This window comes from Streptomyces sp. SudanB52_2052, assembly GCF_964272415.1.
GTDB lineage: Bacteria > Actinomycetota > Actinomycetes > Streptomycetales > Streptomycetaceae > Streptomyces > Streptomyces olindensis.
In genome coordinates this window covers 4,756,739-4,782,377 of the sequence record NZ_OZ186796.1, presented here as the reverse complement: position 1 = coordinate 4,782,377, position 25,639 = coordinate 4,756,739, and the positions used below count along the sequence as shown (strand labels likewise).

Sequence of the window (25,639 nt, the reverse complement as noted above, 5' to 3'; positions counted from 1 at the left end):
CTGGGGCCCGTAACGACTCCTCGAGCCCAGGCCTACTCGGCCGCCCCGTACATCCGGTCCCCCGCGTCGCCGAGGCCCGGGACGATGTAGCCGTGCTCGTTCAGGCGCTCGTCGACCGAGGCGGTCACCACCGTCACCGGCGTGCCCGCCAGCTCGCGCTCCATGACCTCCACGCCCTCCGGCGCGGCCAGCAGCACCACGGCCGTCACGTCGTCGGCACCGCGCCGGATCAGCTCCTGGATCGCCGCGACCAGCGTGCCGCCGGTGGCGAGCATCGGGTCGAGCACGTACACCTGACGGCCCGACAGGTCCTCCGGCATGCGCGTCGCGTACGTGGAGGCCTGGAGCGTCTCCTCGTTGCGGATCATGCCGAGGAAGCCCACCTCGGCGGTCGGCAGCAGCCGGACCATGCCGTCCAGCATGCCGAGGCCGGCCCGCAGGATTGGCACGACCAGCGGGCGCGGGTGGGACAGTTTCACGCCCGTGGTCCCGGCCACCGGCGTCCGGATGTCGACCTGCTCGGTGCGCACGTCGCGCGTGGCCTCGTAGGCGAGCAGGGTGACCAGCTCGTCGGCGAGACGGCGGAAGGTCGCGGAGTCGGTGCGCTGGTCGCGCAGCGTGGTGAGCTTGTGGGCGACCAGGGGGTGGTCGACGACGTGGAGACGCATGTCGACAACAGTAACCGGGCCGGATGAGCCCGGCCGCACGGCAAGCCCGCCGCCCGGCCGTCACCCGTTCGCTGGCGTCAAACCGCCCGTCCGGGGGAATGTGGGAGGGACGGACTGGGGGTGGTGAGCCTGATGCCCGACCGGGATTCCCGACGAGTGGTTCCGTCGCCGCGCGCACAGCCCGGGGCGGACCCGGAGACCGACCGGATGGACGAGACGACCGACACCGACGAGTCGGACGCCGAGCGCCGCCGGCGCCGCGCCCGGTTCCTGCGCGACCTGGCCGAGGCCCGGGAGCTGCGCGACCGCGTCCAGCCGCGCCGCGCCAAGACCGCCCGGCTGCGCCACGCGATGCGCATGCGCACCTTCCGCTGGTAGGAAACGGGTGAGGAAACCCCCGGGGAAGATCACGAACCGCGCGGGCGTTGTCGAGGTGGCCGTGCGTGGAGCGGGGCAAAGCCGCGTACGATCCGCAGGTGGCGGCAACGAGCGCGCGATCAAAACTGCCGGACACAGGGAGCCGAAGACGTCCCCTGAACGCCTTGTTTCTGCCACGATTCCGAGTGGGTGGGGCTCGGACGAGCACTCCCCGCCCGCAACCTCCGCCGGGGGGACCCCCAACCGGCACGCCTATGACCAGTGGGAGAGTCACGGTGTACTTCGCCGCACTGCTCGCGCGCACCGAAGACGGGTGGGAAGCGAGCGACACAGAGCTCGACGATGTGGAAACCCTGTCGGATCTGGCCGACCTGGCCCGTGAAGCCTCCCCCGACGAGGACACGGTGCTCGTGCTCATCGAGCAGGAGGACGCCTGGTTCGGCGTCGTCCGCGTGGACGGCGAGGACGACCCTCGCATCTACGTCTCGGACGCCGCCGCCGCTGCCCGCAGCAGCTACGGCGAGATCCTCCTCACCGACGAGCTGCTCGGCCGGGACCCGGACGACGGGGACGACCTGGACGCCCTCGACCTCGACGGCACCGAGGACGGTGAACCCGACGACGACGAGTCCGACGACGCCGACCCGGTCGCAGGCTCCGCCGAGTCCGTGCCGCACGGCCCGGTGGGCGACGCCCAGATCCTGGAGGACCTCGGCGTGAGCGAGAAGGAACTGCGCACGCTGTCGTCGGACGCCGTCACCGAGATCGCCGAGTCCCTGGGCGCCTCGGAGACCCTGGAGACCGTCCGCTGACCGCTCGCGCCACCCCCGGACCGCCCGATCCGGTACGGGACCCCTGGCGGCCCGCGATGCGACTCGCCCTGGACGAGGCCACCGCGGCCGTCCAGGGCGGGGACGTCCCCGTCGGCGCCGTCGTCCTGGCCCCGGACGGCACGACCGTGCTCGCGGCCGGGCACAACGAACGCGAGGCGGGCGGCGACCCGACGGCCCACGCGGAGGTCCTCGCCCTGCGGCGGGCCGCGACCGCGCTCGGGCGGTGGCGGCTGGCCGGCTGCACGCTCGTGGTCACGCTGGAGCCCTGCACGATGTGCGCGGGCGCGATCCAGCAGTCCCGCGTCGACCGGCTCGTCTACGGCGCCCGCGACGAGAAGGCCGGCGCGGCGGGCTCCCTCTGGGACCTCCTCCGCGACCGGCGGCTCAACCACCGGCCCGAGGTGATCGAGGGCGTGCTCGCCGAGGAGTGCGCCCGGCTCCTCACGGCGTTCTTCCGCGACCGCTGAATCCTCGGCCGCCGGATCCCGAATACCGATTTCGGAGCACGCGCCACCTTGCTGTAAGGTCTCCCTCGGTAGCGTGTCCGAGCGGCCGAAGGAGCTCGCCTCGAAAGCGAGTGTGGCGCAAGTCACCGAGGGTTCAAATCCCTCCGCTACCGCTTGAGAAGGGCCCCGTCGTCGGACGGGGCCCTTCGTGCGATCCGCCCCTTCGTGTGCCGGAATCTTCGTGCGATCATGTGCGCTGTCCGGAACACCAGTGACTGGGGAGGCCGCGATGGCGGTGAACGCGAAGAAGGTCGCCGTCTACGTGCTCGTGGTCTTCGTGATGTACGTGATCATCACGGACCCGAAGGGGGCCGCCGGCTACGTCCAGATAGGGTTCGAGGGCATATCGGACGCCGCCCGGGCCCTCGGCGACTTCGCCACCTGGGTCGCCGACGGAGGAAAGTGATGATCCGCCACCTGGTCCTCTTCAAGCTCCACGAGGGCGTCGAGCGCGACGACCCGCGCGTCCTGAAGGGGGTCGAGGCCTTCCGCGCGCTCGACGGCACGATCCCCGAGATCCGCTTCTGGGAGCTCGGCTGGAACGTCAGCGACCGCCCCATCGCCCACGACTTCGCCATCAACTCGGCCTTCGACGACGCGGAGGCGCTGCGCCGGTACGTGGAGCACCCCGCCCACCAGGCCGGTGTCGCCCAGTGGCGGGAGTTCTCCACCTGGGTGATCGCGGACTACGAGTTCTGACCCCGGCCGCTTCGCCCGCCTGAAGCCCCCTGTCACCGCGACAGGGGGTTCTTCTGTTGCGCGGGTTTATTTGTGCACCATTCATCCCTCAACACGTAGTTATGGGGTGCTTGCACACAGTGCACATGTCTTGTGATGCTATGACCGCTTTTGATGGAAGAGTTGACGGATGAGTTGACGATGACGAGGTGGAGTTGACCGTGCTGGCCAGTACCGCACCTCAGGCACCCACCTCTGAAACCTCGGAAAACTCGGAAACCCCGGACACCGCCCCGGCCGCTCCCCAGCGGAGCCGTGGCGCCGACACCCGCGCCCTGACCCAGGTGCTCTTCGCCCAGCTCAAGGAGCTCCAGCCGGGCACGCCGGAGCACGACCGGGTGCGCGGGGCACTCATCGAGGCGAACCTCCCGCTCGTGCGCTACGCGGCCGCCCGCTTCCGCTCCCGAAACGAGCCCATGGAGGACGTCGTCCAGGTCGGCACCATCGGGCTCATCAACGCCATCGACCGCTTCGACCCCGACCGGGGCGTGCAGTTCCCGACGTTCGCGATGCCGACGGTCGTCGGCGAGATCAAGCGCTACTTCCGCGACAACGTCCGCACGGTCCACGTGCCGCGCCGGCTGCACGAGCTGTGGGTGCAGGTGAACAGCGCGACGGAGGACCTGACGACCGCGTTCGGGCGGACCCCGACGACCGCGGAGATCGCCGAGCGGCTGCGCATCACCGAGGACGAGGTGCTGTCCTGCTTCGAGGCCGGGCGGTCGTATTACGCGACCTCGCTGGAGGCCGCGCAGGAGGGCGACGGGCTCCCGGGGCTGCTGGACCGGCTCGGCTACGAGGACCCCGCGCTGGACGGCGTGGAGCACCGGGACCTCGTGCGGCACCTGCTCGTCCAACTGCCCGAGCGGGAGCAGCGGATCCTGCTGCTGCGGTACTACAGCAATCTCACGCAGTCTCAGATCAGCGCGGAGCTCGGCGTCTCGCAGATGCATGTCTCGCGGCTACTCGCGCGTAGCTTCCAGCGATTGCGGTCTGCGAACCGAATCGACGCGTAACCGCAAACAGGAGCGAGAGGTCACCTGGGCGAGGGAATCGCTCATCAGGGCCGTTACCGGCGGTTCGGGGCCGACACGGCGTCAGACCCCTTGTTTGCAGGGTTGATTCGCGTCTCAGATGTCGACATGTCACTACAGCGTGTTGCCGACATGTGACATTCTGCGTGAAGCGCGTTTGCCGGGGCTTCGGCTCCGGTATTCAGGTGAAGGCTGCGTTCCTCAGACGGGGGCGTTCGCCGCGACCGTCCCGCGACCCAAAGGGGGTGGCATGTCCGCAGAACAGGGCAGCTCGAAGGTGCTCACGCTCGCGGAGAGCGAGACAGCTCCCCATGCTCTCGACTCACTCGGCCCCATCGATGACGTGTCGGCCTTGGCGGCCGAGCCCGTCCCGGCACTTCCGGCCGCGGGCGCCATCGACACCCGCACCCTGTCCCGCTCCCTGTTCCTGCGGCTGGCCGCGCTCGACGAGGACAGCCCCGAGCGTGCGTACGTCCGTGACACGCTCATCGAGCTCAACCTGCCGCTCGTGCGGTACGCGGCCGCGCGCTTCCGGTCGCGGAACGAGCCGATGGAGGACATCGTCCAGGTCGGCACGATCGGGCTGATCAAGGCGATCGACCGGTTCGACTGCGAACGGGGCGTCGAGTTCCCCACGTTCGCGATGCCAACCGTCGTGGGTGAGATCAAGCGGTTCTTCCGCGACACCTCGTGGTCGGTGCGGGTGCCGCGCCGGCTTCAGGAGCTGCGGCTCGCGCTGACCAAGGCCAGCGACGAACTCTCGCAGAAGCTGGACCGGTCGCCGACGGTGACCGAACTCGCCTCCGTGCTCGGGGTGTCCGAGGAGGACGTCGTCGACGGCCTGGCGGTGGGGAACGCGTACACGGCGTCCTCGCTTGACTCGCCGGCGCCGGAGGACGACGGCGGCGAGGGGTCGCTGGCGGACCGGCTGGGGTACGAGGACACGGCGCTGGAGGGCGTGGAGTACCGGGAGTCCCTGAAGCCGCTGCTGGCGAAGCTGCCGCCCCGCGAACGGCGGATCATCATGCTCCGCTTCTTCGCGAACATGACGCAGTCGCAGATCGGCGAGGAGGTCGGCATCTCGCAGATGCACGTCTCGCGGCTGCTGACGCGGACGTTGGCGCAGCTTCGGGAAGGGCTGATCTCGGACTGACCGGGGCGGGTGCCTCCGGCGGTTGAGCCGGGGGTGCCTGCGGCGGCCTGTGCGGCTGGGTGGGGGCTTGTGTCCGCGCCTAGTCGCCGGTGGTGGGTCGGGGCCGTGTCGGGGGGTGTCCGTCCTCGGAACGGCGCGATGGACCCACTTACCGACTGACTGGCGTTGACGCGCCAACCGCTGCGGGCGGACACCCCCCGACACGTCCCCTTGCTTCGTCCGGCGGCTGCGGGTGCGTCTCGGCTGCCGCCGCAGACCCACCGTCGCGGGGCCCGCCGCCTGGCTGCGGGCCGCCCGTCCCGCTCAGCTGCGGGCATGCGTGCCGCTAGGGGCGGCACGGGTGGGCGGTGGGGGTCCCTCCTGCTCGAGCGAAGGCGAGAGCTTGGGGGAGGCACCCCGTTCCGCCGGGTTGCGGACCCACCCGGCCCCAGCAGCAACGCCGAGCGCTGAGAACCGGCAGCAGCCGGCAAGGACCCGTTACGACAGCGCCAGCCAAGCCACCGCCGCGACGATCGCCACCGCGACCACGACGCCGAGGATGAGACCGATCCGCGGCCCGCCACTGCTCGCCGCGGCCTGCCGCCCCTGCGGCGCCTCGTCGACGAACGCGCGGAACATCTGGGTGCTGCCGGCAGGGTCGTGATTGCCCTGGGGGGCCTGGTTGTTAGCCATGGCCCGAGACCCTAGCGAAAACGCCGGGGCTCCCCAAGTGGGGGTTGGCCTTCCGTTTGTCCTGGCGCGACCCGTACCGCCAGGCTCGCCACCTGCACATTTACTGCCGCAATACTTGCCTTTGCCAAGTTTTTATGCCGCACACCCCTCTTTTATTTGCCTTCAGCAACCAACAGCTGTCATGGTTGCCCTAAGCAACGAAAGCGGAGGTGTCATGGCCGAGAGGGCGCAGTACGAGGAGCTGGTCCGCCAGTTCAGTGCCTTCGGCGCCGTGAAGCGGGAGCTCGGCAGGATCATGCCGGCCGAGTGCCCCGGCGGATCGGCGGCCGTGCTGACGCTGCTGGGCCGCCACGGCGACATGCGCATGAGCAAGCTCGCCGAGCTGCTCGCGGTGGACATGTCGGTCACCAGCCGCCATGTCGCGCACGTCGTGGCCCGCGGCTGGATCGAACGCTCCCCCGACCCCGCGGACAAGCGCTCCCGCATCCTGCGCCTCACCCCCGCGGGCCACGCCCAGCTCGACGAGCTGTCCCGGCGGACCACCGAGGTGTTGGCCGAGCGCCTGAGCGACTGGACCGACGAGGAGGTCGGCCAGCTCACGGACCTGATGGCGCGGCTGCGGGAGAGCTTCGACTGCCGGCCCGCCGCCCGGGCGGCGGCACCGCCCGCTTTCGAACGGACCACCCGTACACCCGCAAGCACGTAAGTAAAGGAAGCCCATGGCAACGACCACACCAGCCGGTGTGCGGGCTCATGCCAAGCACGGGGGAGGCTCCCACGGCTCCTCCGGCGACGGCGCTGCGATGACGCACCGGCAGATCATGGAGGCCCTCACCGGCCTGCTGCTCGGCATGTTCGTCGCGATCCTGTCGTCGACGATCGTCTCCAACGCCCTGCCCCGGATCATCGGGGACCTCGGCGGCGGCCAGAGCGCCTACACCTGGGTCGTGACCGCGTCCCTGCTGACGATGACCGCCTCCACCCCGCTGTGGGGCAAGCTCGCCGACCTGTTCTCCAAGAAGCTGCTGATCCAGCTCGCGCTGGTGATCTTCGTGCTGGGCTCGGCGGCGGCCGGCATGTCCCAGAACCCCGGCATGCTCATCACCTTCCGCGCCGTCCAGGGCATCGGCATGGGCGGTCTGTCCGCGCTGGCCCAGATCATCATGGCGGCGATGATCTCGCCGCGTGAGCGCGGCCGGTACAACGGCTACCTCGGCGCCGTCTTCGCCACCGCGATGGTCGGCGGCCCGCTGGTCGGCGGTGTCATCACCGACACCGACTGGCTCGGCTGGCGCTGGTGCTTCTACGTCGGCGTGCCCTTCGCCGTGATCGCCCTGCTCGTGCTGCAGAAGACCCTGCACCTGCCCGTGGTGAAGCGGAAGGTCAAGGTCGACTGGGCCGGCGCCTTCTTCATCACCGCGGCCGTCTGCCTGCTGCTCATCTGGGTCACCTTCGCCGGTGACAAGTACGACTGGGTCTCGTGGCAGACCTATGCGATGGTCGGCGGTTCGCTGGTGCTGCTGGCGGTCTTCGTCCTCGTCGAGTCCAAGGCGAGCGAGCCGATCATCCCGCTGCGGCTGTTCCGCAACCGCACCATCACGCTGGCCTCGCTGGCCTCGCTGTTCGTCGGTGTCGCGATGTTCGCGGGGACCGTCTTCTTCAGCCAGTACTTCCAGCTGGCCCGGGACAAGTCGCCGACGATGTCCGGCGTCATGACGATCCCGATGATCGCGGGCCTGTTCGTCTCCTCCACCGTCTCCGGCCAGATCATCACCCGGACCGGCCGCTGGAAGGGCTGGCTGCTCGGCGGCGGTGTGCTGGTGACCGCGGGCCTGGGGCTGCTGGGCACCATCCGGTACGACACCGAGTACTGGCACATAGCGATCTTCATGGCGCTGCTGGGTCTCGGCATCGGCATGATGATGCAGAACCTGGTGCTCTGCACGCAGAACCAGGTGGAGCCGGGTGATCTCGGTGCCGCCAGCTCCACGGTGACCTTCTTCCGGTCCCTCGGCGGTGCCGTGGGCGTCTCCGCCCTGGGCGCGGTCCTGGGCAACAAGATCACCGACTACGTCAAGGACGGTCTCACCGACCTCGGCCCCAAGGGCGCGGCCCTGGGTCACGCAGGCACGGGCGAGGGCAACATCCCCGACCTCGGCGCGATGCCCGCCCCGATCCGCACCGTCGTGGAGAGCGCCTACGGCCACGGCGTCGCGGACGTGTTCCTCTACTCGGCCCCGCTGGCGCTGCTCGCCCTGCTGGTGTCGCTGTTCATCAAGGAGGTCCCGTTGAAGACGAAGGGTGGCCTGGCGCAGGCCGCGGACGCGGACGCGCCCGCCGAGACCCCGGTCGAGGCTCCGGCCACGGCGTCCGCCGAGGCGGCGGCCGAGGCTCCCGCCGGACAGCGGGCCGTGCCGAGCTGGGCCGTGGCCGAGACCGAGGGCGCCGGCGGGACCGGGCCCGAGGGCACGCGGCGGCTCGCCGCCGTCGCCACGGTGGCCCGGGGCGAGGAGCCCGTCTCCGGCGGAGGCGGTGTGCCGGTCCGCGGTTTCGTCCGCGGCAACGAGTCCGCGCCCGTGCCGCGGGCCGCCGTCACGCTGATCTCGCTGGCCGGGCGTCAGCTGGGCCGGTCCGTGGCGCAGGCCGACGGCTCCTACGCGCTGGACGCCCCGGGTTCCGGGTCGTACGTCCTGATCGCCTCCGCCGACGGCTTCCAGCCGCAGGCCTCCACGGTCGTGGTGAACGGCGAGCCGGTCTCCTACGACATCCTGCTCAGCGGCACCAGTGGGCTGACCGGCCTGGTGCGGGCCGCGGAGAGCGGGCAGCCGGTCAAGGACGCGATGGTCATCGTGACCGACGTGCGCGGGGACCTGCTGGCCACCCAGGCCACCGGTGAGCAGGGCGAGTTCTCCTTCGCCGAGCTGGTGCCGGGCGCGGTGACGGTCGCGGTGAACGCCGCCGGGTACCGGCCGCGCGCCCTGCCCGTCGAGGTGGGCGGCGCCGGGGTCACCCGCGTCGAGATCGACCTGGACTCGGGCGCCCGCGTCCAGGGTGTCGTCCGCGCCCCGCACGGCCCGCTGGCCGACGCCCGGGTCACGCTGCTCGACCAGGCCGGCAACGTCGTCGGCTCGGCCACGACCGGCACGGACGGGGCGTACGCCTTCACCGACCTGGACGGCGGCGAGTACACCGTCATCGCCACGGGCTACCCGCCGGTGGCCACCGCCCTGACGGTCACGGGCCGCGGCACCGACGGTCACGACATCGAACTCGCCCACCCCGGCGAGTAGTACGGACCCCGGCCCGTGGTGGTGGGCGCGCTCTGAGCGGAGGTGCGCCCCTGCCACGGGCCGGTTTCATTCTGAGGAGCTACGTGTATGGGACTGACCGCGAGGATCCGCACCCGGGACGGATGGGCCGTGTCGCACGCGGTCGTCACGGTGGCGGACATGACGGGTGCGCAGGTGCTGCGCGCCGAGGCCGACGCGGAGGGCACCGTACGGGACGTGACGCCGCTGGAGCCGGGGGCGTACACGGTCATCGTCACGGCCGTCGGGTACGCGCCCGCGGCCTCCAGCGTGATCGTCACGGCGAGCGGGCGGGCCGAGGTCGGCACGGTGACGCTGGCCCGGCAGGGCGGCACCGAACTGCCGCCGCCCGGGCCGTGGACCGTCGACCCGGTGCACTCCAGCGTGGCCGCCGTGGCGCAGCACCTGGGCATCTCCAGCGTGCACGGCCGGTTCACGGAGTTCTCCGGCTCGATCGAGATCGCCCCGGACGACGTCACCAAGTCCCGGGTGGAGGCGGTGATCCGGGCCGCGTCCATCGACACCGGCAACGGCATGCGCGACGGGCACCTGAAGTCGCCGGACTTCCTCGACGTCGAGCGGTTCCCGGAGATCACCTACCGGTCCACGGGGCTGACGGCGACCGGGTCGGACCGGTGGACCGTCCACGGTGAACTGGGCATGCACGGCGTCGTACGGCCGGTCGACCTGGACCTGGCCTGCCTCGGCACCGGCCCGGACCCCTGGGGCGGCACCCGCGCGGCCTTCCGCGCCACGACCGAGCTGCACCGCGAGGACTTCGCGATGAACTACAACCAGGTCCTCCAGGCGGGCATCGCCGCCGTCGGCACGACGCTCAAGGTGGAGCTGGACATCCAGGCCGTGCAGGGCGAGTCACTCCCGGCGGCGTGAGGCGGGGTCTCCCGGCCGGGAGACTCTCGCCACCAATTGGCTGCACAGGTCCCGGAGTTTGACGTTGCGCTCCTGCGAGACCCGGCGCAGCCGTTCCAGCGCGAGGCGCGCGTCGATCCGCTCCCGGGCCATGAGGATGCCGATCGCCTGGTCGATGACGCTGCGGGAGAGCAGCGCGGTGCGCACGTCGGCCGCCGACTGGCGGCGGCGCTCGATGCGCAGCGCCACGCTGATCGTGTCCCCCGCCCGGGCCGCGAAGGCACGGGCCGCGTCCCGGCCCGTGCCCAGCACCCCGGCCCGCGTCCCGTAGAAGTTGATCGCGGCGCCGGTCTCGCCCTCGACGGCGATCGGCACCGCCAGCACGCAGCGGACGCCCGTGGACAGCGCGTAGCCCGTGTACGACGGCCAGCGGGACTCCGTGGCCAGGTCCGGGGCGTACTGCTCGGTGTCGGTCTCGGCGGCCTCGACGCAGGGGCCGGAGCCGTTCTCGTACTGCCGCAGGTCCAGGCCGCTGGGCAGGCCCTCGCTGCCGGCCAGGGTGAGCAGCCGGTCCGCGCGGCGCACCGTGATGCTGCACGCGGCGGCGCCGGGCACCTCCTGCACCGCGCGGTCGGTCAGGTCGCGCAGCAGGGTGTCGAGACCGCTGCTGCGCACCATCGCCTGGTCCAGCGTGTCGGACGTCTCGGAGCTCATGACCGTACGGGTATCCCGTCGGCGTCCCTTAACGCACCCGCCCGCAACTCACAGCCGCTCAGGTGGAGTTGTGAGCGCCGACGATACGGCGGGCCAGATCGCGCAGTTTCACGTTCTCGCGCTGGGAGGCGCGCACCAGGCTCTCGAAGGCCGCGGCGGCGTCGATGCCCTGGCGCTCCATGAGGATGCCGGTGGCCTGGCCGATCAGGTCCCGGGTGTGCATGGCCTCGGTGAGCTGCTCGCGCACGGTCGCGGACTCCAGGGCGAAGCTGACGTGCGCGGTGAACAGCCGGCCGATGCGTGTCGCGTCCTCGTCAAAGGCGCCCGGCTTGCGCGCGTAGGCCGTGAGCACGGTCAGCCGACGGCGGTCGGCGCGCAGCCGCAGCGACAGCGCCGAGCGCAGCCCCAGGGCCGACAGCACGTCCCAGCCCTCGTCGGACTCGCTGTCCGCTATCCGCGCGACAGGGGTGTGCCACAGCTGCTCCCAGTGCCCGGGCTGGTCGCGGCCCTCGTGCCGGGCCTCGGCGGAGCGCACGACCTCGTCGGTCCAGGCGAGGGTGCGGAGCTTGTTGCCGCGCTCGATCTCGGAGACACCGGCGTGCTCGGCCCCGGGCATCAGGTGGACGGCGAGCCGGACCGCCGTGCGCAGGGTGCTGTGCGGGGTGAGGGTTTCGTGCAGTTGCTGAGAAGCCACCGTGAGGGCTTCGGCCAGCTCGAAGCCGACCGCAAAACGGGGCAAATCAGGAAACTCGGACGCAGCCACCACGAACCTCTTCGGCATGCACGGCCATGACCATGCGCAGGAGAGCTCCGCAGCACATTCCCGACTGCGAGCACAGGACGGACAGCACTCTAACTGCTCGGTTGCCTCGAAGTGACGTCCGGCCGACGCCCGCGCCAGGCGCTTTCGCGACCACCTCGCGCCGTGGTGGAATGGGCCTCACGGGTCAGGAAGCGGCCATACCGGAATACGGACGAACGTCTGCCAGGTGAGCACCGTGACATTCCTCCCGAATCCCACCGAATCGCGTGACCTCCCCGGTCGCGTCCATCTCGCCATGCCCGCCGAGATCGACTTCTGCAACGCCGAAGAACTGCTTCCGCTCGTCGTGTCCGCGGTCGAGGCCCGGGGCGACCGACTGGAGGTGCTCGTCCTGGACCTCACCCGCACCTCCTTCATGGACTCCCAGGGCGTCCGCCTCATCAACGACGTACGGCACCGGCTGCGTCCCGGGGCACGGGTGCGCCTGGTGGCCCGGCCCGACGGTGTCGCGAGCCGCGTCCTGGAGCTGACCGGGCTGCGCCGGGACGTCCCCGTGTACGACAACCTCGCCGAGGCGCTTGCGTCGTAGGCTGCCGCCCATGGCACCGAACATCGCAACGAACACCCGCGTCTCGCTGGACGAGTTGCTCGACTTCGTCCGGCCCCGGCACCACGCGATCCTGCTGACCCGGCGGGCCGACGGCGGCCCCCAGGGCTCCCCGCTGACCTGCGGGGTGGACGACTCCGGCCGGATCGTCGTCTCCACCTACCCGGAGCGCGCCAAGACCCGCAACGCCAAGCGCGACCCGCGGGTGAGCCTGATCGTCCTCAGCGACGACTGGAACGGCCCCTGGGTCCAGATCGACGGCACGGCCGAGGTGGTCGACACCCCCGACTCCGTCGAACCGCTCGTGGAGTACTACCGGAACATCGCCGGGGAGCACCCCGACTGGGACGAGTACCGCGCGGCCATGGTCAAGCAGGGCAAGTCCATCATCCGGATCACGCCGGAGCGGTGGGGCCCGGTGGCGACGGGCGGGTTCCCGGCTCGGCTCGTCGAGGGGGAGTAGCCGGTCCCTCCCGAGGGACTCCAGGGACTCATCGCTCCCGGGCGACCATCGCCTCGATGCCCGCGACGAGCAGTTCCAGCGCGAACTCGAAGTCGCGCTCCAGCATCTCGGCGACGGTGTCGCCGCCGCGCGCCGCCATGATCTCCTGGGACTCCCGGATGACGTCGGCGGCCTGCGGGGCCTCCGTCACCGTGCTCAGCGACTGCTGGAAGTACTCGTCCACGGTCAGGCCGGCGGTCGCGGCCCGCGTGGCGAGGTGGCCCTCCAGCGTTCCGTAGCCGTAGACGAACTGGAAGACCGCCGAGATCGTGCTCGTCAGGCGTTTCGCCGGCAGCCCGGTCCTGCGGACGACGCGCTGGACGGCCCGCGAGAACGCCAGGTTGTTGGGGCCGATGTTGAGGAAGACGCCGACCAGCGCCGACACCCAGGGGTGCCGCACCAGCAGTGTCCGGTACTCCCGGGCGAGGGCCCGCACCTGGTCGCGCCAGTCCTCGTCGGCGTCCGGGTCGGGCAGCCGCATCTCGCCCATGACCTGGTCCAGGGCGAGTTCGAGGAGGTCGTCCTTGGTGTCGACGTACCAGTAGACGGACATCGCGGTCACGTTCAGCTCTCCGGCCAGCCGCCGCATCGAGAACCTGGGCAGCCCCTCGGCGTCCAGCAGCCGCACGGTGACCTCGATGATCCGCCCCCGGTCCAGCCCCGAGGGCTGACCTCCACCGCGCCGCCGGTGCGCCTTGCTCTCCAGCCAGACGCTGGTCCGCGCCTGACCCTCCCGGGCCGCTTTCGCCATGGCGCACCTTCCTCGACTCTGGACGCCGATCATGCTAGGCGCCCTTCAGGGGCGCGGGGAACTGCGCGATCAACCACAGCGAAGCCGCACCCGCACGACGACGACCAGCCCCGAGGCCCTAGGCGGACACCCCCTAGGCGGATTCTGCCCGCTCGGCCCGCCGCAGCAACGCCGCCGCGACCAGACCACCGGCCAGCACGGCAACCGCCCCCACCAACTGACTTGTCTCCAACCCGGACGCGAACGCGTCAGCGATACGCGCCTTCTCCTCCGCACTGCCGGCCGCCGCCAGCGCCGCCGGCAGCGACGCCGCCGAGACGGCGACCAGCGACGCGAACCGCGAGTTGAGCACGGCCCCGAGAACGGCGACCCCCAGCCCGTTCCCGAACTCCGCGAGGGTCCCGTTGATCCCCGCCCCCACGCCCGCCTTCTCCGGCGGTATCGCGCTCATGATCGCGTTGGCCATCGCCGGCATGGACAAGGCCACCCCCGCGCCCATCACGACCAGGCCGAGCAGCATCCCGCCGTACCCGTGCCCCCCGAGCAGGGCGATCGCCGCGAGCCCCGCGGACACCAGGGCCATGCCGAGCGCGATGGCCGTCGGCGTCCCGGCCTTCAGCACCAGCTTCGCCCCGATCCCGGTGAAGTTCAGCGCCACGACGGTCAACGCCAGCGGCGCGGTCCGCAGACCCGCGTCCAGCGGCTCGTAGCCGAGCACGAACTGCAGGTGCTGCGTGAGCAGGAACAGCGAGCCCGTCATGCCGAACGCCACGAGGATCGCGCCCGCGACCGCGCCCACGAACTTCTGGTTGCGGAAGAAGTGCATGTCGAGCATCGGGTGCTCGGTCCGCAGCTCCCAGGTGACGAAGAGGCCCAGGACGGCCACGCCGATGAGCGCGGAGACCAGCACCTGCGCGGAGGTCCAGCCGTGCTCGGGGCCGGTGATGATCGCGTACACCACGGCCGTCATGCCGATGGTCGACAGCACCGCGCCGACCAGGTCGGGCCGGTCGCCCGCCTTGTGCTTGGACTCCGGGACGAGCGCGGCGACCGCGACCAGGCCCAGCACGGCCACCGGGATGTTGATCAGGAAGATCGCTCCCCACCAGAAGTGGTTCAGCATCACCCCGCCGATCAGCGGCCCGGCCGCGAACCCGAGCGAACTGACCGTCGACCACAGCGCGATGGCCTTCACCCGCTCCCTGTCGTCGAAGATCTGCACGACGACGGCGAGGATCGTGGTCATCAGCAGCGCGCCGCCGACGCCCATGCCCGCACGGGCCGCGATCAGCTGGGCGGGGCTCTGGGACAGGCCGGCCGCCAATGAGCCGACGCCGAAGATCGCGAGGCCGGACATCAGCAGCAGCTTGCGGCCGTAGCGGTCGGCGGCGTTGCCCGCGGTGAGCAGCAGGCCGGACTGCACCAGGGAGTAGGCGTTCATCATCCACTGGACGTCGGCGGTCGTGGCGTCCATCTCGCGGGTGAGCGAGGGGATCGCCACGTTCAGGATCGTGTTGTCCAGCAGCACGGTCAGCTGGGCGAGGCAGATGACACCGAGGATCAGCCAGCGTTGGGGGTGGCCCTGCGCCTGGGGTGGGGACTGGTCCTGGCCCTGTTCCTGGGAAGTCGTCGTCATGCTGTACACCGTAGAATGATTCCCATACGGTGTACAACCGAGTAACGGCGAAGGGCGGTGGCGCTCGGCCACCGCCCTTGTCCCGGTCGGGATCGCTCAGTCGCTCGCCTTCTGCGTGAGGTCGTAGAAGGTCGCCGAACCGACCGTGACCTTCTTGAAGTTGGCCTCGACCCAGGAGGTGATCTGGGAGGAGGTGCCGTCGCCGCTGCCGCCCATGCCGCCGCCGGCGCCGGCGCCGGAGGCGATGAAGTAGTGGATCTTCCCGTCGGCCACGTACTGCTTGAACTGGGCCAGGGTCGGGGACGGGTCGGTGCCGTTGAAGCCGCCGATGGCCATCACCGGCTCGCCGGTGGACAGCTGGTAACTCGCCGCGTTCTGGGCGCCGATGGCCGCCGCGGCCCACGTGTACCGGTCGGCGTCGGCCTCCAGCAGCTTCTTGGCCTGGGAGCTGACGCTCGCGCCGTTGAGCAGACCGCCCATGCCGCCACCGCCGCCCATGCCGCCCGTCCGGCCGCCGTCGCCGTTCTGCTGGTTCCGGCCCTGCTGGTTCTGGTTCCCCTGCTGGTTCTGGCCCGGCATGCCGCCGCCGGGGAAGCCCTGCGGAGCCTGCTGGTTCTGCTGGTTCTGCTGTCCCTGCTGGTTCTGGCCCCCGCCCGGGAAGCCGCCGCCGGGGCCACCGGCACCGGGGCCGCCGCCCGGGCCGCCGCGTCCGCCGGCCACCGCCGGGCCCGCCGTGACGATCGAGCCGGTGTGTCCCTCGTTCAGCGTGGTCAGGGTGTACGCCGCCGGACCGGCCAGCGCGGCGACGAGGCCCAGCCCCGCGGCGCCCAGGGCCAGTCGACGGCCCAGCCGCCCGGCGAAGACCAGGCCGAGGGCCGCGGTCAGACCGCCGACCAGCACCAGCCACTTCAGCCACGGCAGGTAGTCGGAGGAGCGGTTGAGCAGGACGTACCCCCAGGCCGCGGTCGCCGTCGTCGCCGCTGCCAGGGTCAGCGACGCCCACGCCTTGCCGCGCTGCTCCCAGAGCAGCACCGCGCCCATGCCGACGAGCGGGGCGATGTAGGGGGCGAGGGCCACCGTGTAGTACTCGTGGAAGATGCCCTGCATGTAGCTGAAGACCAGCATGGTCGTGAGCAGCGCGCCGCCCCAGACCAGGAACGAACCGCGGGTCACCGAGGTGCGCCCGGCCCTGCGGGTGGCCACCAGCCCGGCGACCAGGAGGATCAGCGCCGCCGGGATCAGCCAGGAGATCTGACCGCCGATGGAGGAGCTGAACAGCCGGTCCCAGCCGGTCTCGCCCCAGTTGCCGCCGCCTCCCCCGCCACCGCCGCCGACACTGCCGGTCTCCTCGCCGTTGAGGCGGCCCAGGCCGTTGTAGCCGAAGGTCAGCTCCAGGAAGCTGTTGTTCTGCGAGCCGCCGATGTACGGGCGGGACGACGCGGGCCACAGCTCGACGATCGCCACCCACCAGCCACCGGAGACGACGATCGCCGCCAGACCCGCGGCGAGCTGCCCGATCCGCTTCTTCACCGAGACGGGGGCGCAGACGCCGTAGACCAGGGCGAGCCCGGGCAGGATCAGGAACGCCTGGAGGGTCTTGGCGAGGAAGGCGAAGCCGATGGCCGCCCCGGCCCAGGCCAGCCACTTCGTACGGCCGTCCTCCAGGCCCCGGATGACGAGGTAGCAGGCCACGGCCATCAGCAGCGCCAGCATCGCGTCCGGGTTGTTGAAGCGGAACATCAGCGCCGCGACGGGGGTGAGCGCGAGCACCGCGCCCGCGATCAGACCGGCCGCGGGGCTGAACCGGCGCCGCACCGCCGCGTACACGACGGCCACCGTGCCGACGCCCATGAGGACCTCGGGGACGAGGATCGCCCAGGAGCTGAGACCGAAGAGCCGCACGGACAGGGCCATCGGCCACAGCGCGGCCGGGGGCTTGTCGACGGTGATGGCGCCCGCCGAGTCCAGCGAGCCGAAGAAGAACGCCTTCCAGGACTCGCTGCCGGCCTGGACGGCCGCCGAGTAGAAGGAGTTGGCGTAGCCGGAGGCGCTCAGGTTGTAGAGGTAGAGCACGGTGGTGACGAGCAGCAGGCCGAGGAAGGCCGGGCGGGCCCAGCGGGGGTCCTCGGGGCGGCCGCGCCACAGGCGGCGCGCGAAGGGCCGCTCGGACGCCGGGGGCGGCGAGCTGGACTGCGGGGGTGCCGTGGCGGGCCGCTCCCCGTCGGCGGGGCTCGTGCCCGTCTCGCGGGTTCTCTCGTCGTAGGACGTCGTCATCGGGCGTTCCTCGGGTCGGTGTCGGTCGGGCGTACCGGCTGGAGTCGCACGGTGGCGTCCCTCCAGGTGCGGTCCGCGGCGTCACCGGCGCGGAACCGGGTCGTGTCGTACGGGGCGTACCGCCGCTCGGCCGGCCGCTGCGGGAGCGGGGCGTGGTCCTGGCGCGGGCCGTGGTCCCGGCGCGGGCCGGGCGTGCCCACGGCTGCCGGGGGCCCCTGCTCGTCCCGCCGGTCGGGGAACACCCACGCCCGGAAGAGCAGGAAGCGCAGCACGGTCGCCGCGAGGTTGGCGGCGATGAGGACGGCCAGTTCGGTCGAGTGCGCGGGGTCGGACGTGGCCGCGCCCAGCGCGGCGAGCGAGCCGCTGGTCAGGGCGAGCCCGATGCCGAAGACGACCAGGCCCTGCGCCTGGTGGCGGACGGCCCCGCCGCGCCCCCGCACCCCGAAGGTGAGCCGGCGGTTGGCCGCCGTGTTGGCGATCGCGGAGACCAGCAGGGCGAGGGCGTTGGCGACCTGCGAGCCGGTGAAGACGCGGAAGCCGCTGTAGAGCAGCAGGTAGAAGAGGGTCGACAGGCCGCCGACCACGCAGAACCCGACGAGCTGGCGGGCCAGCCCCTTCGGTACGTCCTGGATCTCGCGGTCGCGCGGGTCGTCGCCGAACGGCCGGGTGAGCCGGTCCAGCGGCAGCGACCCGGTGGCCAGGGCCCGGCCGACCCGCCACACGCCCTTGAGGTCGTCGGTCGCGGTCTTGACGATGTGCACGGTCGAGTCGGGGTCGTCGACCCAGTCGACCGGCACCTCGTGGATCCTGAGCCCGGCCCGCTCGGCGAGCACCAGCATCTCGGTGTCGAAGAACCAGCCGGTGTCCTCGACGAGCGGCAGCAGCGCCTGCGCGACGTCACGGCGGATGGCCTTGAATCCGCACTGGGCGTCGGAGAAGCGGGCCTGGAGCGAGCCGCGCAGGATGAGGTTGTAGGCCCGGCTGATGAACTCCCGCTTGGGGCCGCGCACCACGCGCGAGCTGCGGGCGAGCCGGGAGCCGATCGCGAGGTCCGAGTGGCCGGAGATCAGCGGCGCCACCAGCGGGAGCAGGGCGTTGAGGTCGGTGGACAGGTCCACGTCCATGTAGGCGAGGACCGGGGCGTCGGAGGCCGACCAGACGGCCCGCAGGGCCCGCCCGCGGCCCTTCTGTTCGAGACGGAAGGTGGTGACCTCGGGGATCTCCGCCGCCAGCCTGGCCGCGACCTGCGGGGTGGTGTCCGTGGAGGCGTTGTCCGCGATCGTGATGCGGAACGCGTACGGGAACGTCCTCGCGAGGTGCTCGTGCAGTCTGCGGACGCACGGCTGGAGGTCCTTCTCCTCGTTGTAGACGGGGATCACTACGTCCAGGACAGGCGTACCGGCTGGTGCGGCCGGGAGGTGCTCCCGCGCCGGCAGGGTGCCGGGAGAAGAGTCGGTTCGCATGGGACCGACTTTCGTCAGGCGCCCTGTTGTGCCCATGTGGTGACGCTGTGGCGTGCCTGTGAGTGCTGTTGCCAGTTCATTTCCCGCTGCGGCTGGGGCGGCGGCGCGGGCAGGCGCACGGTGAACACGGTCCGCCCGGGCACGCTGTCGACGGTCACGGCACCGCCGTGCGCGGTCGCCACGGCCTGCACGATGGCGAGGCCGAGGCCGGTCGAGCCGGTGGCGCGGGAGCGCGCGGAGTCGCCCCGCGCGAACCGTTCGAAGACGTGCGGCAGCAACGCGGCCGGGATGCCCTGCCCGTTGTCCTCGACGTCCACGCACAGCCAGGTGCCGCGCCGCTGCACCCGCGCGGTGACGGTCGTACCGGGCGGCGTGTGGGTGCGGGCGTTGCCTAGCAGGTTGACGAGGACCTGTTGCAGCCGGGCCGCGTCCGCCGAGACGAGCGCGGGCTCGTCGGGCAGGTCCAGCCGCCAGCTGTGGTCCGGGCCGGCGGCACGGGCGTCGCTGACGGTGTCCACGACCAGCGGGACGAGATCGGTCTGCTCGAACCGCAGTGGCCGCCCCGCGTCCAGCCGGGCGAGCAGCAGCAGGTCCTCCACGAGCAGCGTCATCCGGCCGGCCTCGGACTCGATGCGGCCCAGGGCGTGCCGGGTGTCGGGCCCGACCTGTTCCCGGCCGCGCCGGGTGAGTTCGGCGTAGCCGCGGATGGAGGCGAGGGGCGTCCTGAGCTCGTGACTGGCGTCGGCGACGAACTGCCGTACCCGCATCTCGCTCTGCTGCCGTGCGTGCAGGGCTCCGTGGACGTGGTCGAGCATCCGGTTCAGCGCGGCACCGACCTGCCCGACCTCGGTGTGCGGGTCGGTCTCGGAGTCGGGCACGCGCTCGCTGAGGTTGACCTCGCCGGTGTGCAGGGGGAGTTCGGAGACCCGGGTGGCGGTGGCGGCGACTCGGCGGAGGGGGCGGGTGGCTACGCCGACCAGCACGGAACCGGCGAGTCCGGCGGCGGCGAGACCGGCGCCGGTGACGCTGATCTCCACGAGGACGAGGGTGTTGATGGTGTTGGTGACGTCCGTGGTCGGGACGGCGACGTAGTAGCTGCCCTTGTCACCGGTCTTGTACTCGACCCGGTACTCGCCGAGGCCGGGGAGGTCCACGGTCCGCACGGTGCCGTCGGTCTGCGGAACGGAGGCCAGCGCGGCGCTCTGCGCGGAGCTGAGCGACTTCGCGGTCATCTGGTAGTAGTTGTCCTCGGACTTCACACCGCGCGCGGAGTCCGTGATCCGGCCGCCCTCCAGCTCGGCGGCGATCGTCCCGCTCGGCTGCGGGCCCTTGGTGACGAACTCGGCGAGGGTGAACTCCTTCTTCTGCGCCGGCTGGTCGGCCGACCCGTCCCCGCCCGGAACCTTCGGCGGGCTCATCGCCGCCCGGGACGCGACCTCGTGGAGCTGCCCGTCCAACTGGTCGTAGAGATGCGACCTGAGGGCGAGGGTCGTCACGGTCCCGATCACCGCGCACACCACGGCGATCAGCACCACGGACGCGACGACGAGCCGGGTCCGCAGCGTGCGCGGCTTGCCCGCCCGCGACAGCCTGCCCGCTCTCCGCTGCGTACTCGGCCGTCGCCGCCCGCTCATGAGGCCGCCGGCTTGATCAGGTAACCGGCACCCCGCCGCGTGTGGATCATCGGCTCCCGCCCGGCGTCGATCTTCCGCCGCAGGTAGGAGATGTACAGCTCGACGACGTTGGCCTGCCCGCCGAAGTCGTACGACCACACCCGGTCGAGGATCTGCGCCTTGCTCAGCACGCGCCGCGGATTGCGCATCAGGAACCGCAGCAGCTCGAACTCGGTCGCGGTGAGGTGGATGTTCTCGCCGCCCCGGCTGACCTCGTGGCTGTCCTCGTCGAGGGTGAGGTCGCCGACGACCAGCACGGAGTCGGAGCGCCGGTCGGCCGCGCCGGACCGCCGTATCAGGCCCCGCAGCCGGGCGACGACCTCCTCCAGGCTGAACGGCTTGGTGACGTAGTCGTCCCCGCCCGCCGTGAGCCCGGCGATACGGTCCTCGACGGCGTCCTTGGCGGTCAGGAACAGCACGGGCACGTCCGGCAGCTCGCGGCGCAGCCGCCCGAGCACGGTCAGCCCGTCCATGTCCGGCAGCATCATGTCGAGGACGACGGCGTCGGGCCGGAAGTCACGCGCGGTCTGGATCGCGCCCGTGCCGTCTCCGGCACTCCGGATCTGCCATCCCTCGTAGCGGAGGGCCATGGACAGCAGCTCGGTGATCGACATCTCGTCGTCCACCACCAGCACGCGGACGGGGCTCCCGTCCGGCCTCAGCAGTTCGGTGCGCCCCTGGGGCGAGGTCGTGGTCATGTGAACACGATGTCGAGGCCCTCTGAGAGCGCCCTTTCCGCACCCTGTGATTTCCCTGAGAAACACACAGGGACTTCTCAGGGAGCGCCTGGGTAGGCCGGGGAGTCGAGGTAGACCGAGGAGGCCGAGGTAGACCGGGGACAGGCTGGATCAGACAGCACGGATCAGACGGCCCGGGCCAGACAGCCCGGGCCAGACAGCCCGGATCAGAACAATCCGTCCTGCACCCCCGCCGCCTCCCGGAACGCCCGTACCGGAACCGTCGGTTCAGCCCCCGCGGCGGGTACCAACCCCCACCCGGTCATCAGCCGCGTGTCCAGCACGACGACGCCGCCCCCGGTCGCCAGATGCAGATCGGGCCCGGCGGCAGCGACCAGCTCCCCACTGACCGCGCCCCCGGCGACAAGTCCGCTCACCTCTCCGACGGCGGCAGGCACCCCCGCGAGCCCGAACGCGTCGACATGATCGACGACCCGCAGCGGCTCCCGCGCGAGCGACTCCGGCCAGGCGGGGAGCGCCACGGCCCGCGCGTGCAGCGCGGTGATCTCGGCGGCCCGGTCGGCGGCCGCCTCCGGCAGCGCGGCCCGCACGGCCCGCTTCTCGGCGTACGGGATCCGGTCGGGCACGCGCAGGGCGGCCCGCAGCAGCTCCTCGGTACGCCGAGCCGCCATGAGGGGACCGACACCGAGCCAGCTGAAGCAGACGGCTCCCTGCTCAAGCAGCCGCGCGGAGCCCCGCTCCTCGGCCGTGATCCCGACCTTGACCATGCCGGGACCGAACCACGCCAGATATACGTGGTACGGCCGCGGATCGTCCGCGAGGGTATCCGCCGCCACGGAGTGCGCCCGGTCCAGCCGCGCACACTCCTCGCACCGCGCCCCCGTGCTCCGCGCCGGCACGGCCGCCCCCGTCGGGCACGGATGCCCCCGAGCCCCCACACATGTCCGCACGCCCCCTTCCGCGACCGCGAAGGCCACGCGTTTCCCCCAGGTCAGCGCCGTGCGCCGCCCGCCGTCCCAGAGCAGCACGGGACCGTCCGCCGACCACCGCAGCCCCGAGCACTTCCATGCCTGTGCCATCTCTGTCGAGAGTAGGGGGCACCACTGACAACGGCCCGGCGCCGAACCCGGGACCTCAGCGGCCGCCGAGCCAGGACAGCCCGGCCCTCACCGCCGTCACCGCCCCCACCGCCCTAACCGCCCCCACCGCCCTAACCGCCCTCACCGCACGGAGTCGGCACCCACGGCAGCGGCGGTCTCCTGCTCCCCGTCCCGCTGGGCAGGCATGGTCAGGTCCGCGGAACGCCCCGCACTGCGCCGTCCCCGCCCGGCCAGCCGGCACGCCAGGCACTCCTCGTGCCCACCCGGCGCCGCCGAATCCCGCACGCGCCATCCCCACTCGTCGCGGGGCCGCACGCCGGGCCCCTTCCCCCACCCGGCGAGGTGCAGGGCCCAGGTGACGAGGAGACTCACGACCCCGATCGCGACGCCGCCGGCGATCAGCAGACCCGAGACCGCGCAGACCCCCAGCCCGGCCACACCGGCGCCCACGCTGGCGATCCCGAATCCGACCCACCCCGCGACCGTGTGCCCGTGGTCATACTGATGTGCGCTCACGTGCTGTCCCCTCGCCCAGGGACCCGGGAGGCCAAGAGCACCCCCGAACCCCTCACCACTAAGCCATTGACGGCCCAAACCTCTCACGAACTAAGGGAATTGGGAATGCAAGCGAAGCCGCGTCCGGCCGCCACACCGGAGCAGGCGCTCTCGGCGATGGACCACCTCATCGCGACCCACCTGGTCGGACAGCACGAGATCGCCCAGCAGGTGGGCCTGAGTGTGACCGACCTCACCTGCTTCGCCTACGTCCTCGAAGCCGGGGAGAACCTCCCCACGGCCGGCGACCTGGCGGCGCGGGTCCACGTCACCACGGGCGCGGTCACCGGCATCCTCGACCGCCTGGAGCGCGCCGGCTACATCACCCGCCGCCCCGACCCGACCGACCGCCGCCGTGTCCGCGTGGCCGCCCGGCCGGAGGCGGTCGCCCGTATCCGCGAGGTATACGAGCCGTACTACGCCCGCCTCACGCGGCTCTTCGCGGACTACTCCCCCGACGAGATCGCGGTCCTCCACGACTGGTTCACCCGCGCGAGCACCCTGGCGGCCGACTACCTGGAGGAACACTGCCGCACCGACTGAACAGGCACGGCGAATGCAGGGCTGCCCGCGGGCACACACAAAGGCTCTGTGGAGGGATCCACAGAGCCTCTGCTCAATGCTGATCTGTCCGCGGTCGCGGAACTAAGCGGCCTTGGACCGCGCCGAACGCCGCCCCGGAGGGGGGTTCCCGGCGTCCCTGACGTCCCTGACGTCCCTGACGTCCTCGAGCGGGAAGGTGTCGTCCTCCCCGTAGTCCGGGGCCTGGAAGGGGTTCGTCGCCGGAGGCGGCGACGCGGCGACGGAACGGCGGGGTTGCCCTTCCGGAGCGGAGAACAGCGAAGTCGGTTCGATGAGAATCTCTCTTTCGTAGCAGGCCCCCCGGGAGGGGCCTTATGTGCCGTGACCGGGCACAACGGTCCTACAGCTTGGTCATCTTGGCGTACGGGCTCAGGATCCGCCGGGGCGCCGACCCGAAGTCGACGAGCGCCGCGATCCCGTCCTCGATGCCGATCACCCGGCCGAGGCCGTACATGTCGTGCGTGACCTGATCACCCACGGCGAAGTGCTTGGGAGCGGGCACGACCGGAGCCTTGAAGGGGCTGGTAGGCAAATGACGCTTCTGTGCAGGAGGCTTTGTCATCGAACCCAGTATGCGCCCAGCCGTCTCGGGCGCGCCTGTGCTCGTCCACGTACGTGCCGTACATCTCGCCGAGGACGGAGAGGCGCGACAATGTCAGAGCGCACTTCTTTCTACAGCGCGTCCAAGGAGCACGGTGAGAGCCAGAAGCCCTGTGGAATGATCCACAGGGCTTCTGGCTGCTGTGCACTCGGCAGGATTCGAACCTGCAACCTTCTGATCCGTAGTCAGATGCTCTATCCGTTAAGCTACGAGTGCTTGTTCTGTTTTTTCGCCGCTCTCGGGCCTTCCGGCTCGCTCGCGGCGACAGGAAGAACATTACATGACTGCCGCCGCCATGTGAAATCCGTTAGCCACACCCCTTGTGACCTGCGGAAACGGCCGTACGGGGGTGGTCGCGGGGTAGCGCCGGCGAGGCCCCGGTCCAACGACAGCGAAGCCCCGGTCGGTGGGACCGGGGCTTCGTGATCGGGTGCGGAGGCGGAGGGATTTGAACCCTCGATGGGCTTTAAGGCCCAAACCGCATTAGCAGTGCGGCGCCATAGACCGGACTAGGCGACGCCTCCAGGCACATCCTCACGCGCGAGCGCGAGTCGGTGCGTGCCGATGATGACACAGTCGAGCGTGCTGTCACCAATCGACCCCCACGGTACTAGGCGGGAAGGGCGCAGGGCAAAGGCCTTGTCGCGGGCGTGCGCCGTCCCACGGGCCCGGCGCGCGGGCGTCCCCGCGCAACGTCCGGGACCGTGCCGCGTTAGTCAGGGCATGTTGCGTGCCACCCCCCGGGCCACTGCCCGCCCCGCCCTGCGGCGCCTCCTCGTCGCCGCCGCCGCTTCCGTCGCCGTCGCCGGTTCCCTGGCCTCGGTCTCCCCGGCCCCCGCGTACGCCCGGGCCGACGCGCCCGGCCCGCTGTCCCCGCCCCGGCTCGGCGCCGGCCCGGACCGAGACCACCTCACCGTCACCGTGCGGAACGCCGGCGGCGGAGTCGACGGGACGTTCGAGCTGTACTGCGCCCCCGAAGGGGGCAGCCACCCCGACCCGCGCGGAGCCTGCGCCGCCCTTGAGCGGGACACGCGCTGGGGGCAGGACGTCTTCGCGCCCGCGCCGGAAGGCGGCTTCTGCACCATGCAGTACGGCGGCCCCGCCACCGCACACGTCACCGGCACCTGGGCCGGCCGCCGGGTCGACGCCACGTACGACCGCCGCGACGGCTGTCAGATCGCCCGCTGGGACCGGCTCGTGCCGCTCCTGCCGGACATGGGTGGCGATGCCGGGGCGTGAGACAAGCGCACGGGGCTGAGACAGGCCCAGGGGGCTGGGACAAGGGGACCGGGACAGAGGTGCGTGCGGCCCCGGAGGGTGCCCCGAGGTCGCGGCCGACCCCGCCCCCGCGACCCCCCGGCCATCCATCCCCACACCCCCGGGCCATCCCCCACGCACACCCCGTTTGCGCCACACTCCGCCCCGATCACGCCAGCCCGGCCGAAAGGTACAGAAACGCCGCCGTCGTAAAGGTCCCGCGAAGGTCCCGCGACGTTGTCGCAGGAGGGCGGGCGTTTCCTCTTACTCGGTCGTCAGTTCGGGGTCACTTCCTCGTGCGAC

Annotated in this window: 27 protein-coding genes and 3 tRNA genes; 15 read left to right on the top strand and 15 right to left on the bottom strand. The window is 71.5% G+C overall.

Features of this window, described 5'->3' with window-relative positions:
• Nucleotides 1–32: 32 nt before the first annotated feature.
• Nucleotides 33–668, bottom strand: coding sequence for a uracil phosphoribosyltransferase (gene upp / locus ACSUPV_RS21180; RefSeq protein WP_031115323.1), 636 nt, complete (start codon nucleotides 666–668; stop codon nucleotides 33–35).
• 207 nt (nucleotides 669–875) lie between these two features.
• Between upp and ACSUPV_RS21175 the strand changes: the two genes are divergently transcribed.
• From ACSUPV_RS21175 to ACSUPV_RS21140, 8 genes are all read left to right on the top strand, one after another.
• Nucleotides 876–1,046 (top strand): hypothetical protein, encoded by a 171-nt coding sequence (locus ACSUPV_RS21175; protein WP_359788118.1) that lies wholly within the window; start codon nucleotides 876–878, stop codon nucleotides 1,044–1,046.
• Nucleotides 1,047–1,321: 275 nt separating this feature from the next.
• The gene (locus ACSUPV_RS21170; protein WP_031115322.1) at nucleotides 1,322–1,858 is read left to right on the top strand and encodes a tRNA adenosine deaminase-associated protein; all 537 of its coding nucleotides are present in this window, start codon (nucleotides 1,322–1,324) and stop codon (nucleotides 1,856–1,858) included.
• A 56-nt stretch (nucleotides 1,859–1,914) separates the two neighbouring features.
• Nucleotides 1,915–2,346 (top strand): tRNA adenosine(34) deaminase TadA, encoded by a 432-nt coding sequence (tadA, locus tag ACSUPV_RS21165; protein WP_382618123.1) that lies wholly within the window; start codon nucleotides 1,915–1,917, stop codon nucleotides 2,344–2,346.
• A gap of 67 nt (nucleotides 2,347–2,413) precedes the next feature.
• Nucleotides 2,414–2,498, top strand: a tRNA-Ser gene (locus ACSUPV_RS21160).
• A 116-nt stretch (nucleotides 2,499–2,614) separates the two neighbouring features.
• Nucleotides 2,615–2,791, top strand: coding sequence for a hypothetical protein (locus ACSUPV_RS21155; protein WP_037760231.1), 177 nt, complete (start codon nucleotides 2,615–2,617; stop codon nucleotides 2,789–2,791).
• Nucleotides 2,791–3,084 (top strand): Dabb family protein, encoded by a 294-nt coding sequence (locus ACSUPV_RS21150; RefSeq protein WP_031115318.1) that lies wholly within the window; start codon nucleotides 2,791–2,793, stop codon nucleotides 3,082–3,084. The genes ACSUPV_RS21155 and ACSUPV_RS21150 overlap by 1 nt, the downstream gene beginning before the upstream one ends.
• Before the next feature lie 200 nt (nucleotides 3,085–3,284).
• Nucleotides 3,285–4,139 carry an RNA polymerase sigma factor SigF gene (locus ACSUPV_RS21145; RefSeq protein WP_436949920.1) on the top strand — a complete coding sequence of 285 codons (855 nt, stop codon included), beginning with the start codon at nucleotides 3,285–3,287 and terminating at the stop codon, nucleotides 4,137–4,139.
• Between the two features lie 268 nt (nucleotides 4,140–4,407).
• On the top strand, nucleotides 4,408–5,310 hold the full coding sequence (locus tag ACSUPV_RS21140) for an RNA polymerase sigma factor SigF (RefSeq protein ID WP_031115316.1): 903 nt from the start codon (nucleotides 4,408–4,410) through the stop codon (nucleotides 5,308–5,310).
• A 477-nt stretch (nucleotides 5,311–5,787) separates the two neighbouring features.
• On the opposite strand, the gene ACSUPV_RS21135 is transcribed toward ACSUPV_RS21140, so the two are convergent.
• Entirely contained in the window at nucleotides 5,788–5,982 is a 195-nt protein-coding gene (locus ACSUPV_RS21135; RefSeq protein ID WP_031115315.1) for a hypothetical protein, read from the bottom strand.
• 214 nt (nucleotides 5,983–6,196) lie between these two features.
• Between ACSUPV_RS21135 and ACSUPV_RS21130 the strand changes: the two genes are divergently transcribed.
• From ACSUPV_RS21130 to ACSUPV_RS21120, 3 genes are all read left to right on the top strand, one after another.
• Nucleotides 6,197–6,688 (top strand): MarR family winged helix-turn-helix transcriptional regulator, encoded by a 492-nt coding sequence (locus ACSUPV_RS21130; protein WP_031115314.1) that lies wholly within the window; start codon nucleotides 6,197–6,199, stop codon nucleotides 6,686–6,688.
• Between the two features lie 13 nt (nucleotides 6,689–6,701).
• Complete coding sequence (locus ACSUPV_RS21125) at nucleotides 6,702–9,272, top strand: MFS transporter (RefSeq protein ID WP_436948180.1); 2,571 nt, start codon at nucleotides 6,702–6,704, stop codon at nucleotides 9,270–9,272.
• Nucleotides 9,273–9,359: 87 nt separating this feature from the next.
• Complete coding sequence (locus tag ACSUPV_RS21120; protein WP_436948178.1) at nucleotides 9,360–10,181, top strand: YceI family protein; 822 nt, start codon at nucleotides 9,360–9,362, stop codon at nucleotides 10,179–10,181.
• Here ACSUPV_RS21120 and ACSUPV_RS21115 read toward each other — a convergent pair.
• Both ACSUPV_RS21115 and ACSUPV_RS21110 read right to left on the bottom strand, forming a co-directional pair.
• Complete coding sequence (locus ACSUPV_RS21115) at nucleotides 10,164–10,874, bottom strand: GAF and ANTAR domain-containing protein (protein WP_037760222.1); 711 nt, start codon at nucleotides 10,872–10,874, stop codon at nucleotides 10,164–10,166. The genes ACSUPV_RS21120 and ACSUPV_RS21115 overlap by 18 nt on opposite strands.
• Before the next feature lie 58 nt (nucleotides 10,875–10,932).
• On the bottom strand, nucleotides 10,933–11,655 hold the full coding sequence (locus ACSUPV_RS21110; RefSeq protein WP_051648553.1) for an ANTAR domain-containing protein: 723 nt from the start codon (nucleotides 11,653–11,655) through the stop codon (nucleotides 10,933–10,935).
• A gap of 217 nt (nucleotides 11,656–11,872) precedes the next feature.
• Here ACSUPV_RS21110 and ACSUPV_RS21105 point away from each other — a divergent pair, with 217 nt between their 5' ends.
• Both ACSUPV_RS21105 and ACSUPV_RS21100 read left to right on the top strand, forming a co-directional pair.
• On the top strand, nucleotides 11,873–12,226 hold the full coding sequence (locus ACSUPV_RS21105; RefSeq protein WP_031115308.1) for an STAS domain-containing protein: 354 nt from the start codon (nucleotides 11,873–11,875) through the stop codon (nucleotides 12,224–12,226).
• Nucleotides 12,227–12,236: 10 nt separating this feature from the next.
• Complete coding sequence (locus tag ACSUPV_RS21100) at nucleotides 12,237–12,707, top strand: PPOX class F420-dependent oxidoreductase (protein WP_037760219.1); 471 nt, start codon at nucleotides 12,237–12,239, stop codon at nucleotides 12,705–12,707.
• Between the two features lie 28 nt (nucleotides 12,708–12,735).
• On the opposite strand, the gene ACSUPV_RS21095 is transcribed toward ACSUPV_RS21100, so the two are convergent.
• The 8 genes from ACSUPV_RS21095 to ACSUPV_RS21060 all read right to left on the bottom strand — a co-directional run bounded on the left by ACSUPV_RS21095 (nucleotide 12,736) and on the right by ACSUPV_RS21060 (nucleotide 22,857).
• Entirely contained in the window at nucleotides 12,736–13,497 is a 762-nt protein-coding gene (locus tag ACSUPV_RS21095; protein WP_037760217.1) for a TetR/AcrR family transcriptional regulator, read from the bottom strand.
• Between the two features lie 133 nt (nucleotides 13,498–13,630).
• Nucleotides 13,631–15,133, bottom strand: a complete 1,503-nt coding sequence (locus ACSUPV_RS21090) for an MFS transporter (protein ID WP_436948175.1) — start codon at nucleotides 15,131–15,133, stop codon at nucleotides 13,631–13,633.
• Nucleotides 15,134–15,229: 96 nt separating this feature from the next.
• Nucleotides 15,230–17,407: an ArnT family glycosyltransferase gene (locus ACSUPV_RS21085; RefSeq protein ID WP_436948173.1), complete on the bottom strand. Its 2,178-nt coding sequence runs from the start codon at nucleotides 17,405–17,407 to the stop codon at nucleotides 15,230–15,232.
• Entirely contained in the window at nucleotides 17,404–18,870 is a 1,467-nt protein-coding gene (locus tag ACSUPV_RS21080; RefSeq protein ID WP_436948171.1) for a glycosyltransferase, read from the bottom strand. Before ACSUPV_RS21080 ends, ACSUPV_RS21085 begins: the two co-directional genes overlap by 4 nt.
• Before the next feature lie 14 nt (nucleotides 18,871–18,884).
• A complete protein-coding gene (locus ACSUPV_RS21075; protein WP_031115302.1) occupies nucleotides 18,885–20,504 on the bottom strand; it encodes an ATP-binding protein in 1,620 nt (539 codons plus the stop codon).
• The gene (locus ACSUPV_RS21070) at nucleotides 20,501–21,241 is read right to left on the bottom strand and encodes a response regulator transcription factor (protein ID WP_031115301.1); all 741 of its coding nucleotides are present in this window, start codon (nucleotides 21,239–21,241) and stop codon (nucleotides 20,501–20,503) included. The genes ACSUPV_RS21075 and ACSUPV_RS21070 overlap by 4 nt, the downstream gene beginning before the upstream one ends.
• A 206-nt stretch (nucleotides 21,242–21,447) precedes the next feature.
• Nucleotides 21,448–22,320, bottom strand: a complete 873-nt coding sequence (locus ACSUPV_RS21065; protein ID WP_031115300.1) for a DUF2797 domain-containing protein — start codon at nucleotides 22,318–22,320, stop codon at nucleotides 21,448–21,450.
• A 141-nt stretch (nucleotides 22,321–22,461) separates the two neighbouring features.
• Nucleotides 22,462–22,857, bottom strand: a complete 396-nt coding sequence (locus ACSUPV_RS21060) for an HGxxPAAW family protein (RefSeq protein ID WP_031115299.1) — start codon at nucleotides 22,855–22,857, stop codon at nucleotides 22,462–22,464.
• Between the two features lie 105 nt (nucleotides 22,858–22,962).
• On the opposite strand from ACSUPV_RS21060, the gene ACSUPV_RS21055 reads away from it, so the two are divergent.
• Nucleotides 22,963–23,439, top strand: a complete 477-nt coding sequence (locus tag ACSUPV_RS21055) for a MarR family winged helix-turn-helix transcriptional regulator (protein WP_031115298.1) — start codon at nucleotides 22,963–22,965, stop codon at nucleotides 23,437–23,439.
• Nucleotides 23,440–23,818: 379 nt separating this feature from the next.
• On the opposite strand, the gene ACSUPV_RS21050 is transcribed toward ACSUPV_RS21055, so the two are convergent.
• The 3 genes from ACSUPV_RS21050 to ACSUPV_RS21040 all read right to left on the bottom strand — a co-directional run bounded on the left by ACSUPV_RS21050 (nucleotide 23,819) and on the right by ACSUPV_RS21040 (nucleotide 24,603).
• Complete coding sequence (locus ACSUPV_RS21050; RefSeq protein ID WP_031115297.1) at nucleotides 23,819–24,040, bottom strand: hypothetical protein; 222 nt, start codon at nucleotides 24,038–24,040, stop codon at nucleotides 23,819–23,821.
• A 182-nt stretch (nucleotides 24,041–24,222) separates the two neighbouring features.
• Nucleotides 24,223–24,295, bottom strand: a tRNA-Arg gene (locus ACSUPV_RS21045).
• Between the two features lie 217 nt (nucleotides 24,296–24,512).
• Nucleotides 24,513–24,603: transfer RNA gene (locus ACSUPV_RS21040), tRNA-Ser, on the bottom strand.
• 199 nt (nucleotides 24,604–24,802) lie between these two features.
• On the opposite strand from ACSUPV_RS21040, the gene ACSUPV_RS21035 reads away from it, so the two are divergent.
• On the top strand, nucleotides 24,803–25,318 hold the full coding sequence (locus ACSUPV_RS21035) for an SSI family serine proteinase inhibitor (RefSeq protein ID WP_037760162.1): 516 nt from the start codon (nucleotides 24,803–24,805) through the stop codon (nucleotides 25,316–25,318).
• Nucleotides 25,319–25,639 lie beyond the last annotated feature (321 nt).